Source organism: Sphingobium indicum B90A, assembly GCF_000264945.2.
Classification (GTDB): domain Bacteria; phylum Pseudomonadota; class Alphaproteobacteria; order Sphingomonadales; family Sphingomonadaceae; genus Sphingobium; species Sphingobium indicum.
The window spans coordinates 1,032,799-1,051,219 of record NZ_CP013070.1 but is presented as its reverse complement, the minus strand read 5'-3'; the positions used below and the strand labels follow the sequence as shown (position 1 = coordinate 1,051,219).

Genomic DNA, 18,421 nt, shown 5'->3' with positions numbered 1-18,421 from the left:
ACGGAATGCCAGAGGGAATGGAGGCATGCGTCGGGATGACGTTACGGCTCGGCGGTTTGACGATTGAGACTTGCACTTTACGTAAACGTAAATACATTTGCAGCGATCATCCGGCGCCCCCAACGGAGAGGAATGGACAGCCATGGAAGCCTATATCTACGATGCCGTCAGGACACCCCGGGGCCGGGGCAAGGCCGACGGCTCGCTGCACGAAATCACCCCCATCCAACTGGCGACGCAGGTGCTGGAAGCGGTGCGGGACCGGACGGAGATCGACACCGCCGATGTCGACGACGTGATCCTGGGCTGCGTCAGTCCGGTCGGGGAACAGGGCGCGGACATCGCGCGCGTCGCGGTGTTGAACGCCGATTATGACCAGACCGTGCCGGGGGTGCAGATCAACCGCTTCTGCGCTTCGGGCCTGGAGGCCGTGAACATGGCGGCCGCGAAGGTCTATTCGGGCGAAGCGGGCCTTGCCATCGGCGGCGGCGTCGAGTCGATGAGCCGCGTGCCGATGGCTTCCGACGGCGGCGCCTGGGCGATGGATCCGGCGGTGGCCTACAAGACCTATTTCGCGCCGCAGGGCATCGGCGCCGACGTGATCGCGACCAAGTTCGGGATCAGCCGCGACGATGTCGACGCCTATGCCGTCGAAAGCCAGAAGCGGGCCAAGCGGGCGTGGGACGAAGGGCGCTTCGGCAGGTCGATCGTTCCGGTGAAGGACCTCATCGGCCAGGTCGTCCTGGACCATGACGAACATATGCGGCCCGACGCGACGATGCAGTCGCTGGCCTCCCTGAAACCCAGCTTCGCCGCGATGGGCGAGGAAATGCCGGGCTTCGACGCCGTCGCCCTGCTCCGCTATCCGGAACTGGAGAAGGTCAATCACGTCCACCATGCCGGAAACAGCAGCGGCATCGTCGACGGCGCGGCCGCCGTGCTGGTCGGCAACAAGGCGATGGGCGAGAAATACGGCCTCACGCCCCGCGCGCGGATCAAGGCCATGGCCTCCATCGGGTCGGAGCCGCTGATCATGCTGACCGGGCCGGAATATGTCGCCGACAAGCTGTTGAAGCGGGCGGGCATGAGCAAGTCCGACATCGACATCTGGGAATTGAACGAGGCCTTCGCCAGCGTCGTGCTGCGCTACATACAGGCGATGGATCTCGACCATGACAGGATCAACGTCAATGGCGGCGCGATCGCCATGGGCCATCCGCTGGGCGCGACCGGGGCGATGGTGCTGGGCACCGCGCTGGACGAGCTGGAACGGTCCGGCAAGGGCACCGCGCTCATCAACCTGTGCGTCGGCGCGGGCATGGGCACCGGGATCATCATCGAGCGGGTTTGAACATTGGAGCCGTTCGTCCTGAGTAGCCATTGAGCGAAGTCGAAATGGCGTATCGAAGGATCAATGCTTCGATACGGGTCTTCGACAAGCTCAGCCCCTACTCAGCACGAACGGCGGCAGGAAAGGTTGCCCAAAATGCAGAGCATCAATTTCGACATAGACGGCGACGGCATCGCCACGCTGACCATCGACGTTCCCGGCCAGTCCATGAACGTCATCGGCCCGGATTTCATGGCCGATCTGGACGCGGCGATCACGCGCATCGCGTCCGAGGAGGCGATCAGGGGCGCGGTGATCGCGTCGGGCAAGGACAGCGGGTTCATGGCGGGCATGGACCTGAAATATTTCGGGTCGATGCTGGGCGGCGAGAGCGGGAAGCGCCCCTCCCCCGCCGCGATCTTCGACAAGGTCTTCGTGCTGAACCAGTTGCTCCGGCGGCTGGAGACATGCGGCAAGCCGGTCGCCTGCGCCATAGAGGGCACCTGCGTCGGCGGCGGGTTCGAACTGGCGCTGGCCTGTCACCGCCGCGTGGTGGGCGACAGCCCGAAGACGCAGCTTGGCCTGCCGGAAATATTGATCGGCCTGTTCCCCGGCGGCGGCGGGTCGCAGCGCCTGCCGCGCATCATGGGCGTGCAGGCGTCGCTGATGTACATGTTGCAGGGCAAGCTGTTCCGTCCCGCCGAAGCGGCGATGATGAAGGTCGTCGATGAGGTCGTGCCGCAGGGCATGGCGGTCGAAAAGGCGAAGGACTGGGTGAAGGCCAACCCCAACGCCTCCGTGCAGCCGTGGGACGTCAAGGGATTCAAGGTGCCGGGCGGCGCGGGCGGGTTCAACCCCGGCTTCGCGCAGACCATGGCGGGCGCGCTGCCGATGACGCTGAAGCAGACCCAGCGCAACATGAACGCGCCGATTGCGCTGCTGTCCGCCGTCTATGAAGGCATCACCCTGCCCATGGATCGCGCCGTCCGGATCGAGAGCAAATATTTCGCCAAGGTCGCGGCCGACCCGCAGGCGGCGAACATGGTCCGCAGCCTGTTCGTCAACAAGCAGGCGGCCGAGCGCGGGGCGCGGCGGCCCAAGGACCAGCCCAAGGCCCCGACGAAGAAGCTGGCCATGCTGGGCGCGGGCATGATGGGCGCGGGCATCGCGACCGTGGCCGCGCAGGCGGGCATGGAGGTCGTGCTGTTCGACCGCGACCAGGCCTATGCCGAAAAGGGCAAGGCCCATGTCGAGGAGGTACTGAAGAAGCGGCTGGGCAAGGGTCTGACGCCGGAGAAGATGGTGGAGACGCTGGCCCGCGTGACGCCGACCACCGACTATGCGGCGCTGGCCGGGGCGGACTTCGTGATCGAGGCGGTGTTCGAGGATGTCGCCATCAAGGCGGAAGTGACGAAGAAGGTGGAGGAAGTGCTGGGCGCGGACGTCATCTTCGGGTCCAACACCTCCACTTTGCCGATCACCAAGCTGGCCAGGGCATGGTCGAAGCCGGAGAATTTCATCGGCGTCCATTTCTTCTCTCCGGTCGAGAAGATGCCGCTGGTGGAGATCATCCTGGGCAAGGAAACCGGCCCGGCCGCCATCGCCAAGGCGCTGGATTTCGTCAGCCAGATCCGCAAGACGCCCATCGTCGTCAATGACGCGCGCGGCTTCTACACCTCGCGCTGCTTCGCCACCTATGTGCAGGAAGGCGTGGAGATGGTGGCGGAGGGGATCAACCCGGCGCTGATCGAAAATGCCGGGCGGCAACTGGGCATGCCCGTGGGGCCGCTGGCCGTGGGGGACGAGGTTTCGCTGGAGCTGGCCCACAAGATCATCGTCGCGGCGCGCAAGGAACTGGGCGACGCCTATGTCGCGCAGCCGTCCGACGCGGTGATGGAGCGGATGGTCGGACTGGGACGGCTGGGCCGGAAGAGCGCCAAGGGCTGGTATGACTATCCCGAAGGCGGGAAGAAGCATCTGTGGCCGGGCCTGGCGGAGATGTTCCCGCCCGCCGCCGTGCAGCCCGGCGTGGAGGCGGTGAAGGAGCGGCTGCTCTATCGCCAGTTGATCGAATGCGCCCGCTGTTTCGAAGAAGGCGTGCTGGAGACGCCGGAGGACGGCGACATCGGCGCAATCTTCGGCTGGGGCTTCGCGCCCTATACCGGCGGGCCGTTCAGCCATATGGACACGGTCGGCATCGGCGCTGTCGTGGCGGTGCTGGATCGGCTGGCGGCGGCGCATGGGGCGCGGTTCGCCCCCACCGCGCAGTTGCGGGAGATGGCGGCCAGCGGCGCGACCTTCTATCGGCCCGTTTCGTCCCGCGCCGCCGCATGAATGGGGTGGGAATTGTCGCCAAGCTGATCTAGTCCTGATCGGCGAAGGGCTGTAGCTTTTCTCTCCGTCATGCTGAACTCGTTTCAGCATCCATTTCGCCTTCGGCAAGACCGGAGCGTGGGGCACAATGGATGCTGAAACGAGTTCAGCATGACGGTTGAGGGAAAACAGCGGCCCTGATCTATCGGGAGACCTTCAGTTTATGAGCGACGCTTTTGCTGGCCCTCGGCCGACGGTTCTGGTCACGGGCGGGGCCGGCTATATTGGCAGCCATGCCGTGTTGGCGCTGCGCGACGCGGGTTATGGCGTCGTGGTGATCGACAATCTGGTGACGGGTTTCCGCTGGGCGGTGCCTGATGATGTGGCCTTCGTTCAGGGGGATATTTCCGACCAGCCGCTGGTGCAGCGGACTTTGCGCGACCATGGCGTGAAGGCGGTGATGCATTTCGCCGGATCGGTCGTGGTGCCGGAATCGGTCGAAAATCCGCTGAAATATTATCATAACAACAGCGCCAAGACCCGCGACCTGATCGAAAGCGTCGTGACGGTGGGCGTGCCGCATTTCATCTTTTCCTCGACGGCGGCGACCTATGGGATTCCGGAGGAAAGTCCGGTCAGGGAAACGACGCCGCAGCGGCCGATCAATCCCTATGGCATGTCGAAGCTGATGACCGAATATATGCTGCGCGACGTCAGCGCGGCGCATGCGATGAACTTCTGCGCGCTGCGTTATTTCAACGTCGCCGGGGCCGACCCGGCGGGGCGGACCGGGCAGTCGACGGCGGGCGCGACCCATCTGATCAAGGTGGCGGTGGAAGCGGCGCTGGGCAAGCGGAGCCATGTTTCGGTGTTCGGGACGGATTTCGACACGCCGGACGGGACCGGGGTGCGCGACTATATCCATGTCACCGATCTGGCGGCGGCGCATGTGCTGGCGCTGGAGGCCCTGATGGCCCGGCCGGAGCAGAATTACCTGCTCAATTGCGGCTATGGACGCGGTTTTTCGGTGCTGGAGGTGCTGGATGCCGTGGACCGGGTGACGAACCTGAAGATCGACCGGCGGATGGAGGGGCGGCGCGCGGGCGATCCGGACGCGCTGATCTCCGACAATCGGGCGATCATGGCCGAATTTCCGTGGAAGCCGCAATATGCCGATCTGGACCAGATCGTGACCCATGCCCTGGCCTGGGAGCGCAGGCTGACGGAGATCCGGGGGGAGTGACGCCATGCCGACCGAACATCTTTTCGTAGATGGGGCGCTGGCGGCGGCGGACATGGCGCGGCGGATCGCCATGATATTGGGCGACGCCATCGCGCAGCGGGGGGTGGCGGCCATCGCCCTGTCGGGCGGGCGGTCGCCGAGGCCGGTGCTGGAGGCTCTGGCGGGCGCGGCGCTGGATTGGGACAAGGTGATCGTGACGCTGGTCGATGAGCGTTGGGTCGCGCCGGACCATGCAGACAGCAATGAGCGGCTGGTGCGCGAGACCTTGTTGCAGGGGAAGGCGGCGGCGGCGCGCTTCGTGCCGATGAAGAATAAGGCGGTGGACGCCTATGCCGGGCAGGCGGAATGCGAGGCGGCCTTTGCCGCCCTGCCCTGGCCGCTGGACATCGTGCTGCTGGGCATGGGGGAGGATGGGCATACCGCTTCGCTGTTTCCGGGGGCTGCGGAACTGGCCGAGGGGCTTTCGACCGGGGCCTTGACGCTGGCGGTGACGCCGCCCGCCGCGCCGCACCAGCGCATGTCGATGAGCGCCGCGGCGATATTGGCGAGCCGTCATATATTTTTGCAGATCGGGGGGCGGCGAAGAAGGCGGTTTATGACCGGGCTTTGGCGGGAGGACCGGTGGAGGAATTGCCGGTCCGGGTGGCGCTTTGCCAGCATGGGGTGTCGGTGGAGGTGTGGATTTCGGAATAGGTTCAGTCGCGCGGCTTGTGCTTTGAGAAGAGATAGCGCCAGACGCCGACCAGGTTGATGCCGAGCAGGGCTATATTCTGAAAGCCGATGCCTTCGCTGTCTTCGGACAGGAAACCCCAGGCGATCAGGGCTATCGAGGAAGTCACGAACAGTATGAACGCCCAGCCGGTGATGCGGCGGCCCAGGTTCAGCGAGACGATGAGGGCGGCGACGGTCGCGGCGGCGGCGCCATAATATTGCAGGGCGTCGAGGATGGTTTCGTTCACCCACGTCCAACGCGGCAATTGTGACAAGGTTGCGGGGCGGGTAAGAGGCGGCGCATGGTTGCCAATATCGATCCTTTTCACGCCATCGCTATCAGCCGGGAAGCCCACAGGCTGGAGGCGGAGGGGCGGTCCATCCTGCATATGGAGTTCGGCCAGCCTTCGACCGGGGCCCCGTCCGCCGCCATTGCGGAGGCCCATGCGGTGCTGGACCGCGACCCGATGGGCTATTGGGAAAGCCCGGCGCTCAAGGAGCGGATCGCGCTGCATTATCGGGAACGCTATGGCGTGGCGGTGGAGGCGGAGCAGATATTGCTCACCTGCGGGGCTTCGCCGGGGTTGGTGCTGGCGCTGAGCGGCCTGTTCGCGCCAGGAGCGCGGGTGGCGACGGCGCGGCCGGGCTATGTCGCCTATCGCAACACGTTGAAGGCGCTCTATCTGGAGCCGGTGGAGATCGGTTGCGGGCCGGCCGAGCGGTACCAGATCGGGGCGGCGGCGCTGGAGGCGCTGGACCCGGCGCCCGATGGCGCGATCATCGCCAGCCCCGCCAATCCCACGGGAACCATCATTCCCGCAGAGGAAATGGCGCATATCGCGCAGGTTTGCCGGACGCGAAATATTCGGATCGTGTCGGACGAGATCTATCACGGGCTGAGCTATGGCGAGCCGGCGCGGTCGATGCTGGAATTCGCGCCGGACGCCGTCGTCGTGAACAGCTTTTCCAAATATTTTTCCATGGCCGGCTGGCGGCTGGGCTGGGTGGTCTTTCCGCCGGACCTGATCGAAACGGCGCGGGCGCGCATGGGCAACCTGTTCCTGACGCCGCCTTCCCTGGCGCAGCATGCGGGGTTGAAGGCGTTCGACTGCATCGATGAGCTGGAGGGGCATGTCGCCACCTACCGGCGCAACCGGGAACTGCTGCTGGCCGCCCTGCCCGCCTTGGGACTGAAGGAGATCGCGCCGCCCGACGGCGCCTTCTACATCTATGCGGATGTCGGCCATCTGACCGATGACAGCCTGGCCTTTTGCCGCAAACTGCTGCGCGAAACCGGCGTGGCCACGGCGCCGGGAATCGATTTCGATCCGGTCGACGGGCACCGGCACATCCGTTTCAGCTTCGCGGTCTCCACCGACCGGGTGGAGGATGCCATCGCCCGGATGATCCCTTGGTTCGGGCAGCAGGGCGCGACAAGCGATTGACCGGCACGATCAAGGCAGAAATCGGTCAAGCGGAAGGATGGAAAGCCGCATCAGGCAGGCCCTTCGATGCGGATGATCGAAAGGGATGGTGCGGGCGGTCGGAATCGAACCGACACTCCTTTCGGAACCGGATTTTGAGTCCGGCGCGTCTACCAGTTTCACCACGCCCGCATGTCATGGCCGTGCGCCAAATGGCAAAATCGGCGGCCAGCGTCCAGCCAAAAATCAACGCTTCCGCCCTCTCGCGGTTGCGAGATGAATGTCGCGGCGATAGCCTGCTTGCGTAACGAGGGCCGCAGGCTATAAGGGCGGCTTCGTGCAGACCTGAAAACACCAAACGGAAAAGGGGTATCCTTTGACCGAGCCGTCTGCCACGTTCCTGTTGTTCGGCGCCACCGGCGACCTGGCGCACAGGATGATCTTTCCTTCGCTCTACAATCTGCTGGCCGACGGGCTGTTGCCGGACGATTTCCTGATCATCGCGTCGGGGCGGTCGGAATTCACCGACGAAGAATTTCGCGCCGACATCGACAAGGCGCTGCGGAAATTTTTGGCGGCCGACCGTTATGATGCGGAGATTGCGGAGCGGCTGCGCGCCATCATCGTCTATCAGCCGGTGGAGGCGGGCAATGCCGCGCAGTTCAAGGCGCTGGGCGAGCGGCTGGACGGGCGGCTGGACAAGGGCGTGTCCGTCTATCTGTCGACGCCCCCTTCCCTCTTCGCGCCGACCGCGCAGGGGCTGGCCGAGGCGGGGCTGATCACGCCGAAGACGCGAATCGCGATGGAAAAGCCGATCGGCAAGGATCTGGCCTCCTCCAAAGAAGTGAATGACGGCATCGGCGCCCTGTTCGCGGAGGAGCAGATTTTCCGCGTCGACCATTATCTGGGCAAGGAAACGGTCCAGAACCTGCTGGCGCTGCGTTTCGGCAATGTGATGTTCGAACCGCTGTGGAACGCCACCGCCATCGACCATGTGCAGATCACCGTGGGAGAGACGGTGGGGCTGGAGGGCCGGGTTTCCTATTATGACGGGGTCGGCGCGCTGCGCGACATGGTGCAGAACCATGTGCTGCAAATATTGTCGATCATCGCCATGGAGCCGCCCGCCCGCATGGACCCGACGTCTGTGCGCGACGAGAAGGTGAAGGCGTTGCGTTCGCTGCGCCCGATGACGGCGGAGACGGTGAAAACCCATAGCGTGCGCGGGCAGTATACGCCCGGCGCGGTCGGCGGGCAGATCGTCACCGGCTATGCCGACGAACTGGGCAAGCCGTCCGAAACCGAAACCTTCGTGGCGCTGAAGGCCCATATCGACAATTGGCGCTGGCAGGGCGTGCCCTTCTATCTGCGGACCGGCAAGCGGCTGCCCGCGCGCCAGTCGGAGATATTGATCCAGTTCAAGCCGGTGCGCCATTCCATTTTCGGCCGCAACGGCGGGTCCGGGCTGGAGCCGAACACCCTGATCATCCGCTTGCAGCCGGAGGAATATATCCGCCTGCTGATCATGAGCAAAAGGCCGGGGCTGGAGCGCGAGGTGCATCTGGAGGAGGTGACGCTGGACGTGTCGCTGACCGCCGCCTTCGCCGGGCAGCGCCGCCGGATCGCCTATGAACGGCTGATCCTGGACCTGCTGGCGGGCGACGCCACCCTGTTCGTGCGGCGGGACGAGGTGGAGGCGCAATGGACCTGGATCGATTCGATCATCGACGGGTGGAAGGAGGCGGGCGTGAAGCCTTCGCCCTATTCTTCGGGGAACTGGGGGCCGTCCTCAGCCATTGCCCTGATCGAAAGAGACGGAGCAAGCTGGAATGACTGATCTTCATCCGGTGATCGCCAGGGTCACCGAACGCATCGTGAAGCGCAGCGCCGCCTCGCGCCTGAAATATCTGAGCCTGATCGAGCGCGGGCGGGACGCGGGCACCAACCGCGACCAGCTTTCCTGCGGGAACCTGGCGCACGGCTTCGCCGCGAGCGGCGAAGACAAGGCTGTCATCCGCGCCGGGGCAGCGATGAATTTCGGCATCGTCACCGCCTATAACGACATGCTGTCGGCGCATCAGCCCTATGGCCGCTATCCGGAGCAGATCAAGCTGGCGGCGCGGGAGGTCGGCTGCACCGCGCAGGTGGCGGGCGGCGTTCCGGCCATGTGCGACGGGGTGACGCAGGGGCAGGCGGGCATGGACCTGTCGCTCTTTTCCCGCGACACCATCGCGCTGTCGACGGCCATCGCCCTGTCCCATGCGATGTTCGAGGGCGCGCTGCTGCTGGGCATTTGCGACAAGATCGTGCCGGGGCTGCTGATCGGGGCGCTGCGCTTCGGGCATCTGCCGACCATATTGATCCCCGCCGGGCCGATGCCTTCGGGGCTGGCGAACAAGGAAAAGGTGCGCATCCGCCAGCTTTATGCCGAGGGCAAGGTGGGCCGGGAGGAATTGCTGGAGTCCGAAAGCGCCAGCTATCATGGCGCGGGCACCTGCACCTTCTACGGCACGGCGAACAGCAACCAGATGATGATGGAGATGATGGGGCTGCACATGCCCGCCGCCTCTTTCGTGCATCCGGGCACTAAGCTGCGGCAGGAATTGACGCGGGCGGCGGTGCATCAATTGTCGCGCATCGGGTGGAACGGCGACGATTACCGGCCGCTGGGCCATTGCGTCGACGAGAAGGCCATCGTCAACGCGATCATCGGCCTGATGGCGACCGGCGGGTCGACCAACCATGCGATCCACCTGCCCGCCATTGCGCGGGCGGCGGGTATCGTCATCGACTGGACCGATTTCGCGGAGATTTCCGATGTCGTGCCGTTGCTGGCGCGGGTTTACCCGAACGGATCGGGCGACGTGAACAATTTCCATGCGGCAGGCGGGATTTCCTATGTGATCCGGGAGTTGCTGGGCAACGGGTTGTTGCATGGCGACATTCCGACCGTCGCCCGCCGGGGGCTGGCCGATTATGGGCAGGAGCCGGTGCTGGAGAATGAGGCGCTGACGTGGAAGGAAGTGCCGGAATCGCGGGATGAGAGCATCCTGCGGCCCGTGGCCCGTCCGTTCAGCCCGGATGGCGGCATGAAGCTGCTGTCCGGCAATCTGGGCCGCTGCGTCATGAAGGTGAGCGCAGTCGACAGGGAGCGCTGGACCATCGAGGCTCCGGCGGCGGTGTTCCACGATCAGGACGATGTGCTGCGGGCGTTCAAGGCGGGCGAACTGGAGCGCGATGTCGTGGTGGTGGTGCGCTTCCAGGGGCCGAGGGCGAACGGCATGCCCGAACTGCACAAGCTGACCCCGGCGCTGGGCGTGTTGCAGGATCGCGGGTTCCGCGTGGCGCTGGTGACGGACGGGCGCATGTCGGGGGCTTCGGGCAAGGTGCCGGCGGCAATCCATCTGTCGCCTGAGGCTTTGGGCGGCGGTCCTATCGGCAGGCTGCGCGACGGCGACATGGTGCGGGTCTGCGCGGAGACGGGCGAGATCGCGGCGCTGGTGGACGCGGCGGAGTGGGAGGCGCGGGACGTTCCGGCGGCTCCCCCTGCCCCCTATGATACGGGGCGCGAACTGTTCGCGCTGTTCCGGCATCATAGCGATCTGGCGGAGAGCGGCGCCTCGCCCATTCTGGCGGCGATGGAAAGCGAACTGTGAGGGGTTGCGCCTGAACGAACCTGTCATTCCCGCGAAGGCGGGAATCCATCTCCAAACCTGGCGGTTGGTGCGATGGCAGGAGATGGATTCCCGCCTTCGCGGGAATGACGACTGATATATTCAAGGCACGAAATATGACCGAGATCATCGCCGCCGACATCGGCGGCACCAATGCCCGTTTCGCCCGCGCCAAACTGGATGCGCGCAATGTTCCGACTTTGGGCAAGGTGCGCAAATATAAGGTGGCCGATTATCCCAGCCTTCAGGCCTGCTGGGCCGCGTTCGTGGAAGATGAGGGGGGCAAGCTGCCCAATGCCGCCTCCATCGCCTTCGCCACCGCCATCGGGCGGGAGGTGATCAAGCTGACCAACAGCGCCTGGGTGATCCGGCCCGATGCGCTGGACGAGGAACTGGGGCTGAAGCATCTGCGGCTGGTCAATGATTTCGAGGCGGTGGCCCATGCCGTGGCGCGCCTGCCCAAGGAAAATCTGCCGCTGCTGTTCGGGGAAGACAGGCCCTTTCCGCGTGACGGCGGGGTGACGATATTGGGGCCGGGCACCGGGCTGGGCGTGGCGATGATCGCCTTCGACGATGGCGAGCCGCATGTCATCGCGACCGAGGGCGGGCATCTGGACTTCGCGCCGCTCGATCCGCTTGAGGAGAAGATACTCGCCTATCTGCGCGACAAGTTCCTGCGCGTGTCGACGGAGCGGATCGTGTCGGGGCCGGGCCTCAACAATATCTACAAGGCGATGGCGACCATCGGCCATGACCGGGTCGTGCTGATGGAGGATGCCGAATTGTGGCAGGCGGCCATCGACGGCACCGACGAATTCGCGCGGGCGGCGTTCGATCGTTTCTGCATGTCCTACGGGTCGGTCGCGGGCGATCTGGCGCTGGCGCAGGGACCGCACACGGTGGTGCTGGCGGGCGGGCTGACGCAGCGGATGCGGGCCTTGCTGCCGCAGAGCGGGTTCCATCAGCGCTTCACCGCCAAGGGGCGGTTCGAGAGCCTGATGAAGGCGGTGCCGATCCGGCTCGCTTTGCATGACGAAATCGGGCTGTACGGCGCGGCCGCCGCCTTTCGGGAGAAGAGATGATGTCGCTGAGTCTAGAAGGGGTGATGCAACTGGCGCCGGTGATCCCGGTGCTGGTGGTCGACCGGGTCGAGGATGCGCTGCCGATTGCGCGGGCGCTTGTGAAGGGCGGCCTGCCCGCGCTGGAGGTGACGTTGCGGACGCCCGCCGCGCTGGACGTGATCCGGGAGATGGCGCAGGTCGAGGGTGCGGTGGTCGGCGCGGGGACGGTGCTGAATCCCGGGCAACTGGACGCGGCGATGGCGGCCGGGGCGCGCTTCATCGTCAGCCCCGGCCTGACCGAGCCTTTGGGCAAGGCGGCGATCGCGGCGGGCATTCCGTTCCTGCCGGGCACGGCGACGGCGGGCGACATCATGCGCGGGCTGGACATGGGGCTGTCGCATTTCAAATTCTTCCCGGCAGAGACTTCGGGCGGGCTGCCAGCGTTGAAGGCGCTGGCGGCGCCCTTGCATATGGCGCGATTCTGCCCGACCGGCGGGATCACGGCGGAAAGCGCGCCCAAATGGCTGGCGGAACCCTTCGTCAAATGCGTGGGCGGCAGTTGGGTGGTGCCCAAGGGGCCGGTCGACGCGGCGAGGATCGAGGCTTTGGCGAGGGCGGCGGCGGCGTTGCCGCGCTGATCTTGCGTCCGGGCGCGCTCCATCCTAGATGCGGGCGATGATCCCGCGTCGGCTGCTTCCCTCCCTGATCCTGTTCCTGTCCGGTTGCGCCAGCACCTTTCAGGGCTATCCGTCGCTCGCCAAGCGGGCGATAGAGGATGCGCCGATTGCCGAGGCGGCGCCCGCCCCCTCCCCGGTCGCGCCGGAGCCGGAGCTGGTCCGCGATGTGGACCGGCTGAAGGCGCAGGCCGAGGCGGGCGGCGCGGCGTTCGACCAGGCCTGGCCTGCGGCGGACGGGGCTACGCGGGCGGCGGCGGGGTCGGCGGTTTCTAGCGAGGCCTGGGTGGCGGCGCAGACGGCGCTGAGCGCGCTGGAAACGGCGCGGAACGGCAGCGTGTCGGCCTTGGCCAGTCTGGACGTGCTCTATGTGGAGCGCAGCAATGCGGTGGCCGAGGGCAAGGTCAGCGGCGGGATCGACGCCATCGATGCGGCGCGGGGGGCTGCGCTGGCGATTGTCGATGGGCAGAATGACCGGCTGGATGCGCTCAAGGGGCGGTTGGCGCAGCCTTAGGCTATAGAACTTACGCGACGTGCTCCTGCGAAGGCAGGAGCACGCCGGTTTAATTCGGAAAAGTTCTCAATCCGACGACGCCGCCTTCACCGCGCCCTTATGCGCCTTTCCATTGTGGACATAATGGTCGACGCCTTCGCGCATGTCGATCAGCGCTTCGTCGGACAGGTCGCGCATATATTTGGCGGGGCGGCCCGCCCATAGCTGGCGGTGCAGCACCGTCTTGCCCGGCGAGAGCAGCGCGCCTGCGGCCAGCATGGCGTCGCTTTCCACCGTGCAGCCGCTCATGACGATGGCGCCCAGCCCGACGAAGGCGCGGTCCTTCAGCACGCAGCCATGGACCATCGCCATATGGCCGATCAGCACATCCTCGCCGATGATCGTCGGCCAGCCTTCGGATGGGCGGCCGTCTATATGGTCGCCGGGGCTGTCGCAATGGACCACCGTGCCGTCCTGGATATTGGTGCGCGCGCCGATATGGATGAAGTTCACGTCGGCGCGGATCACGCAATTATACCAGATGCTGACGTCGGGGCCGATCTCCACGTCGCCGATGATCCGGCAGCCGGGGGCGATGAAGGCGCTGGGGTGGATTTTCGGGGTCTTGCCGTTGAAGGGAATGATGGAGACATCGGGATAGTCGGTCATTTCAGGCTCCGAGCAATCGGGCAGCGTGGAGGGCGTGATAAGTGAGGACGCCTGAGCAGCCCGCCCGCTTGAACGCCAGCAGCGTTTCCAGCACCAGCGCGTCGCGGTCCCCCGCGCCTACGGCGGCGGCCGCCTCCAGCATCGCATATTCGCCCGACACCTGATAGGCGAAGACAGGGACTTCGAACCGGCCCTTCACACGGGCGATGATGTCGAGATAGGGCAGGCCCGGCTTCACCATCACGCTGTCGGCGCCTTCGGCGATGTCGAGGGCGACCTCGCGCAGCGCTTCCTGGCTGTTGGCGGGGTCCATCTGATAGCTTTTCTTGTTGCCCTTCAGCAGGCCGCCGGAGCCGACCGCGTCGCGGAACGGGCCGTAGAAGGCGCTGGCATATTTGGCGGCATAGGCCATGATCTGGACATTGGCGTGGCCTTCCTCCTCCAGCGCCTCGCGGATGGCGCCGACGCGGCCGTCCATCATGTCGCTGGGGGCGATGATGTCCGCGCCCGCCGCCGCCTGGTTGAGCGACTGGCCGATGAGGACGTCTATGGTGGCGTCGTTGACGACATAGCCGGTCTCGTCCAGCAGACCGTCCTGGCCGTGGGCGGTGTAGGGGTCGAGCGCCACGTCGGTGAGGATACCGATGTCGGGCACCGCGTCCTTGATGGCGCGGATGGCGCGGCACATGAGATTGTCGGGGTTGAGCGCCTCCGCCCCGTCGTCGCTGCGGCGGTCGGGCTGGGTGTTGGGGAAGAGGGCGAGGCAGGGAATGCCCGCCGCCTGCGCCTCCCTGGCGCGCTCGACGATCAGGTCGACCGACCAGCGGGAGACGCCGGGGAGCGACTTGATGGGTTCCTCCACCTGTCCCCCTTCGGTGACGAACAGCGGCCAGATGAAGTCGCTGGGGGTCAGGCGGTTTTCGGCGTGCATCGCCCGGCTCCAGGCCGAGGCGCGGGTGCGGCGCAGGCGAAGCGCCGGATAGGAGGCTTGGGTCATGGCCGGGGGTTTAGGCCCCTGCCCCGGCCGGATCAAGCAGCACGAAGGCTATTTGGCGAAGCGGCGGAAGAAGCTGTCCTCATTCCATTGCGGGCGGCCGGGGGCGTTTGCGACGCGCAGGGTCACGGCGGCGACATAATCGTTCAGCTTCACCGATTCGGCCGGCATCACCGGCTGGTTCGCGTCGTCCTTGGGCGAATGGTAGATGTTGGCGCGCCACGCCCTTTCCACCGTCGCCTCCGGCGTGCCCGCCTTGAAGCCATATTTGAAGAACAGCGCGGGAATACCCGCCCGGATGAAGCTGTACTGGTCGGACCGGATGAAGACATTGCGGTCCGGAAAGGGATCGGGCGTGATGGGCAGGTTCATGGCCGCGCTGACCGCTTCGGCATCCTTGCCCAGGCTGCTCTGGTCGTAACCCACGGGCGTCACGCTGGTCAGCGGGAATATCGGCAGCGCCATGTCGAAATTGAGGTCGGCCACCATCGCCTTCTGCGGCACGGTCGGCCTCCGCGCGAAATAGCTGGAGCCGAGCAGACCCTTCTCCTCGGCCGTGACGATGGCGAAGAGGATCGATCGCCTGGGCTTCACCTTGCCCTCGCGCAGGGTCCGGGCGATTTCCAGCAGGCTGGCCACGCCCGACGCATTGTCGAGAGCGCCGTTGTAGATCGCATCCCCGTTGATCGGCGTGCCCATCCCATATCCGTCCAGATGCGCGGAGAGGACGACATATTCCTTGCCGAGCAGCGGGTCCGTGCCCGGCATCACCGCGATGATGTTGGGAGAATTCAGATCGGCGCGCCTCGCCGCCACCTTCGCGTTCAGTCGCTGGGCCAGCGGAAAGGACGGCACCGGCCCGGAACTGTCGGCGGCGGCGGCGACCTGCGCGAAATCATGGCCCGACCCAGCAAAGAGCAGAGCGGATTTCGCCGGGTCGAACTGGGCGGACAGGAAGGGCGTCAGCGTCTCCCGCAGGGTTGCGTCGCGAAAGTACAGCGCCGGCTGGCTGGCCAGCGCCATGCGCCGGTCCCAGGGAATTTCCACCTGCTTGGGCGTCACGAGCTGGATCAGCCCCAACGCCCCCTGCCTTGCCAGCCACGCCGCCCGTTCCGAACGGGCGTGGGACTTGAGCGCGCCGGAGATGGTCGCGGGACCGCCCGAAACCACCACCACGATCTTGCCCTTGAGGTCGAGGCCGGCGAAATCGTCATGCCCCACCTCCGGCAGGTGCAGGCCGTAACCGGCGAAGACCAGAGGCGCGCTCACATTTTCAGGGGCCGGGCCGCCTCCCCCGGAAAAGATGATGTCGGCGGGCGCCGCCAGCGCGGTATCGCCGCCCGGCCCCGTCAGCGAAGCGCTGCTCTCCTGCGACAGGATCACCTGCTCGGTAAAGGCGACGGGCTGTTTATAGCCGTCGATCCCGGCCGGTTTCAGCCCGAGCGCCCGAAGCTGCCCGATCACATAATCGGCCGCCCTCTCATGGCCGGGCTTGCCCGTCCCGCGCCCTTCATAGCCATCGTCGGCAAGGGTGCGGACATGTTTCCACCAGGCTTCGCCCCGGTCTTCGGGCGCGGCGGGGGCCGTGGTGCTGATCAAGCCCAGGAGAAGTCCGGAAATCCATTTGCGCATCCGCCGCATGTCCCTTTTGAAAACCTGACGATCTTGCCTGATCCGGTGCGACGAACAAGGGGCTTGGAACCGCTACGGCCGACCCCTATCAGATCGACATGGCTTGGGAGATTTTCATGCCGCTGCCCCGCTCGTTCGCCCTGCTGAGCGTCATGATGCTGTCTGCCGTCCCGGCGGCGGCGGCCACGCGCGGATTCACCATCACCGGCTTCGACGCCATCCGCGTGGATGCGCCGGTGGAGGTCGTCATCACCACAGGCGCGGGCGCTTCAGCGCGGGCGGAAGGCGATCAGGCGATGCTGGACCGGCTGAAGGTGGACGTATCCGGCCGCCTGCTCGCGGTGACGTTGGAGCGGGCGCGATCGGGCGAGAAGTCGGGCGGGCGCGCGGTGCTGCGGCTGTCGACCGGCGACCTCAACCGCGTGGTGCTGACCGGCGGCGGGTCGGTGTCGGTCAGCCGGATGAAGGGCCTGCGCGGCGAGATCGTGCTGGGCGGCAATGGCGATGTCAGCGTGGCGGCGGTGGATCTGGACCAGTTCAGCCTGGGGGTGGCCGGAGCCGGCCGGGCGAACCTGTCCGGCCGGGCAGGCGTGGCGGCGATCCGCGTCACCGGCCCCGGAGCGGTGATGGCGGAAGGCCTGCGGGTGCGGCAAGCCACGGTGGCGAATGACGGCCCGGGAAATGTGGCGGTGACGGCGGAGGTCTCGGCCAGGGTTTCGGCATCCGGATCGGGCGATGTGGCGGTGGCGGGGAAAGCCGCCTGCAGCGTCGATAATCGCGGGACGGGGCGGATCAGTTGCGGCGGGGAATCCTATTAGGCCAAATCACCACGCTGCCGTGGACATCGCCGTCTGGCGGCAAACGATCAGGGTTAGGCAAGTCTTTACCTCGCCTGCGTTACGACGGCCCGGATATGGATTGCCGGATCACCTGATGCATCGCCTCCTTGCCATTCTCCTTCTCCTGCTGTCGGCAACGCCGCAGCCCGCCATGGCGCAGGTGGCGGTAGCGGACAGCGGCGACACGGCATGGATGATGCTGTGCGGCCTGCTGGTGCTGCTGGCGGCGCTGCCGGGACTCGCCTTGCGCCATGCGGGCCTGGTCCATGTGCGCAGCGCGCTGTCGATCGGCGTGCAGGGGGTGGCGGTGGCTGCAGGGGTTTCGCTGCTCTGGGGGCTTGTCGGCTATAGCCTCGCCTATGCGCCGGGAAGCGGGTGGCTGGGCGGCCGGGCGCATCTGTTGCTGGCCGATCTGGGCGCGCTGCGCGATGGGCTGACCGTGCCGGAATCGGCCTTCGTGCTGTTCCAGATGGCGCTGGCGATGCTTGCCGCGGGCCTGTTGCCGGGCGCAGTCGCGGAACGGGTGCGCCTGGGGTGGATGGCGGCCTTTGCCCTGCTGTGGCTGCTGCTGGTCTATGCGCCGGTGGTGCACTGGGTCTGGGGCGGCGGGTGGCTCGCCACCATGGGCGTCATGGATTTTGCAGGGGCGCTGGTCGTTCATCTGAGCGCCGGCTTTTCCGCGCTCGCGCTGGTGCTGGTGGTTGGCAGGCGGCGCGCCGCCTCTGCCGGACATGCGCCTGTGCTGGGCATTGCGGGCGGGCTTCTGCTGTGGATCGGCTGGGCCGGCATATTGGGCGGATGGTCCTTCGGCGCGACGGACAACGCCGCGACCGCCATTCTGAACGGCCATTTCGCCGCCTGCGCGGGCCTGTTCGGATGGATGCTGGTGGAGCGGATCGACAAGGGGCATGTCACCGCCAATGGCCTGGTTTCGGGCGCGCTCGCCGGGCTGGTGGCGATCTCCGCCTCCGGCGCTTTGGTGGGACCGGGCGGGGCGATGGCCATCGGGCTGATCGCGGCCATGGCCTGCCGACTGGCGAAGGGATTACTGGGCGACCGTATCGACGACGCGGCGGATATTTTCGTGATCCACGGACTGGGCGGGCTGACGGGCGCGCTGATGCTGTTCCCCTTCGTGCTGCCGGCGCTGGGCGGGGTCGGATTCGCGGCGGGAATCAGCCTTGCCGGCGCTTTCATCGCGCAGTGCATCGGCATCGCGGCGGTGGCGATCTGGGCGATGGCGGGAACGGCCATCATCGCGCTGATGCTGTCGGTCGTGACGCCCGCGCGGATCGGCGCGCGGGAAGAAGCCGAGGGGCTGGACCTCGCCCGCCATGGACAGCAGGGCTGGGATTTCCGCTAGG

At 66.3% G+C, this 18,421-nt stretch carries 15 protein-coding genes, 1 tRNA gene and 1 pseudogene; 12 read left to right on the top strand and 5 right to left on the bottom strand.

Features of this window, described 5'->3' with window-relative positions:
- The first annotated feature begins 142 nt into the window (after window positions 1–142).
- The 4 genes and pseudogenes from SIDU_RS05095 to pgl all read left to right on the top strand — a co-directional run bounded on the left by SIDU_RS05095 (window position 143) and on the right by pgl (window position 5,579).
- A complete protein-coding gene (locus SIDU_RS05095; RefSeq protein ID WP_007684975.1) occupies window positions 143–1,351 on the top strand; it encodes an acetyl-CoA C-acetyltransferase in 1,209 nt (402 codons plus the stop codon).
- Window positions 1,352–1,486: 135 nt separating this feature from the next.
- The gene (locus SIDU_RS05090; RefSeq protein ID WP_007684973.1) at window positions 1,487–3,664 is read left to right on the top strand and encodes a 3-hydroxyacyl-CoA dehydrogenase NAD-binding domain-containing protein; all 2,178 of its coding nucleotides are present in this window, start codon (window positions 1,487–1,489) and stop codon (window positions 3,662–3,664) included.
- Between the two features lie 202 nt (window positions 3,665–3,866).
- A complete protein-coding gene (gene galE, locus SIDU_RS05085) occupies window positions 3,867–4,886 on the top strand; it encodes a UDP-glucose 4-epimerase GalE (protein ID WP_007684972.1) in 1,020 nt (339 codons plus the stop codon).
- Window positions 4,887–4,890: 4 nt separating this feature from the next.
- Window positions 4,891–5,579: pseudogene (pgl, locus tag SIDU_RS05080) on the top strand (6-phosphogluconolactonase).
- A gap of 2 nt (window positions 5,580–5,581) precedes the next feature.
- Here pgl and SIDU_RS05075 read toward each other — a convergent pair.
- Window positions 5,582–5,845, bottom strand: a complete 264-nt coding sequence (locus SIDU_RS05075; protein WP_007684968.1) for a hypothetical protein — start codon at window positions 5,843–5,845, stop codon at window positions 5,582–5,584.
- A gap of 54 nt (window positions 5,846–5,899) precedes the next feature.
- Between SIDU_RS05075 and SIDU_RS05070 the strand changes: the two genes are divergently transcribed.
- Window positions 5,900–7,042 carry an aminotransferase class I/II-fold pyridoxal phosphate-dependent enzyme gene (locus SIDU_RS05070; RefSeq protein WP_007684966.1) on the top strand — a complete coding sequence of 381 codons (1,143 nt, stop codon included), beginning with the start codon at window positions 5,900–5,902 and terminating at the stop codon, window positions 7,040–7,042.
- A gap of 86 nt (window positions 7,043–7,128) precedes the next feature.
- Here SIDU_RS05070 and SIDU_RS05065 read toward each other — a convergent pair.
- Window positions 7,129–7,213, bottom strand: a tRNA-Leu gene (locus SIDU_RS05065).
- Between the two features lie 184 nt (window positions 7,214–7,397).
- Here SIDU_RS05065 and zwf point away from each other — a divergent pair.
- From zwf to SIDU_RS05040, 5 genes are all read left to right on the top strand, one after another.
- The gene (gene zwf, locus SIDU_RS05060) at window positions 7,398–8,858 is read left to right on the top strand and encodes a glucose-6-phosphate dehydrogenase (protein WP_007684964.1); all 1,461 of its coding nucleotides are present in this window, start codon (window positions 7,398–7,400) and stop codon (window positions 8,856–8,858) included.
- A complete protein-coding gene (gene edd, locus SIDU_RS05055) occupies window positions 8,851–10,677 on the top strand; it encodes a phosphogluconate dehydratase (protein WP_007684962.1) in 1,827 nt (608 codons plus the stop codon). Before zwf ends, edd begins: the two co-directional genes overlap by 8 nt.
- 134 nt (window positions 10,678–10,811) lie before the next feature.
- Complete coding sequence (glk, locus tag SIDU_RS05050; protein ID WP_007684960.1) at window positions 10,812–11,777, top strand: glucokinase; 966 nt, start codon at window positions 10,812–10,814, stop codon at window positions 11,775–11,777.
- Entirely contained in the window at window positions 11,777–12,394 is a 618-nt protein-coding gene (gene eda / locus SIDU_RS05045) for a bifunctional 4-hydroxy-2-oxoglutarate aldolase/2-dehydro-3-deoxy-phosphogluconate aldolase (protein WP_025771945.1), read from the top strand. The genes glk and eda overlap by 1 nt, the downstream gene beginning before the upstream one ends.
- A 37-nt stretch (window positions 12,395–12,431) precedes the next feature.
- Window positions 12,432–12,944: a hypothetical protein gene (locus SIDU_RS05040; RefSeq protein WP_007684956.1), complete on the top strand. Its 513-nt coding sequence runs from the start codon at window positions 12,432–12,434 to the stop codon at window positions 12,942–12,944.
- 66 nt (window positions 12,945–13,010) lie between these two features.
- Here SIDU_RS05040 and SIDU_RS05035 read toward each other — a convergent pair whose 3' ends face one another.
- From SIDU_RS05035 to SIDU_RS05025, 3 genes are read right to left on the bottom strand one after another with little or no spacing between them, the layout of a single operon-like run.
- Window positions 13,011–13,592: a gamma carbonic anhydrase family protein gene (locus SIDU_RS05035; RefSeq protein ID WP_007684954.1), complete on the bottom strand. Its 582-nt coding sequence runs from the start codon at window positions 13,590–13,592 to the stop codon at window positions 13,011–13,013.
- A 1-nt stretch (window position 13,593) separates the two neighbouring features.
- Window positions 13,594–14,589, bottom strand: coding sequence for a porphobilinogen synthase (gene hemB / locus SIDU_RS05030; protein ID WP_007684952.1), 996 nt, complete (start codon window positions 14,587–14,589; stop codon window positions 13,594–13,596).
- A 48-nt stretch (window positions 14,590–14,637) separates the two neighbouring features.
- Window positions 14,638–16,218 carry a M28 family metallopeptidase gene (locus SIDU_RS05025; protein ID WP_013040377.1) on the bottom strand — a complete coding sequence of 527 codons (1,581 nt, stop codon included), beginning with the start codon at window positions 16,216–16,218 and terminating at the stop codon, window positions 14,638–14,640.
- Window positions 16,219–16,334: 116 nt separating this feature from the next.
- Between SIDU_RS05025 and SIDU_RS05020 the strand changes: the two genes are divergently transcribed.
- Window positions 16,335–17,036 (top strand): GIN domain-containing protein, encoded by a 702-nt coding sequence (locus tag SIDU_RS05020; protein ID WP_007684948.1) that lies wholly within the window; start codon window positions 16,335–16,337, stop codon window positions 17,034–17,036.
- Between the two features lie 115 nt (window positions 17,037–17,151).
- A complete protein-coding gene (locus SIDU_RS05015; protein WP_007684946.1) occupies window positions 17,152–18,420 on the top strand; it encodes an ammonium transporter in 1,269 nt (422 codons plus the stop codon).
- The last annotated feature ends 1 nt before the right edge of the window (window position 18,421 follow it).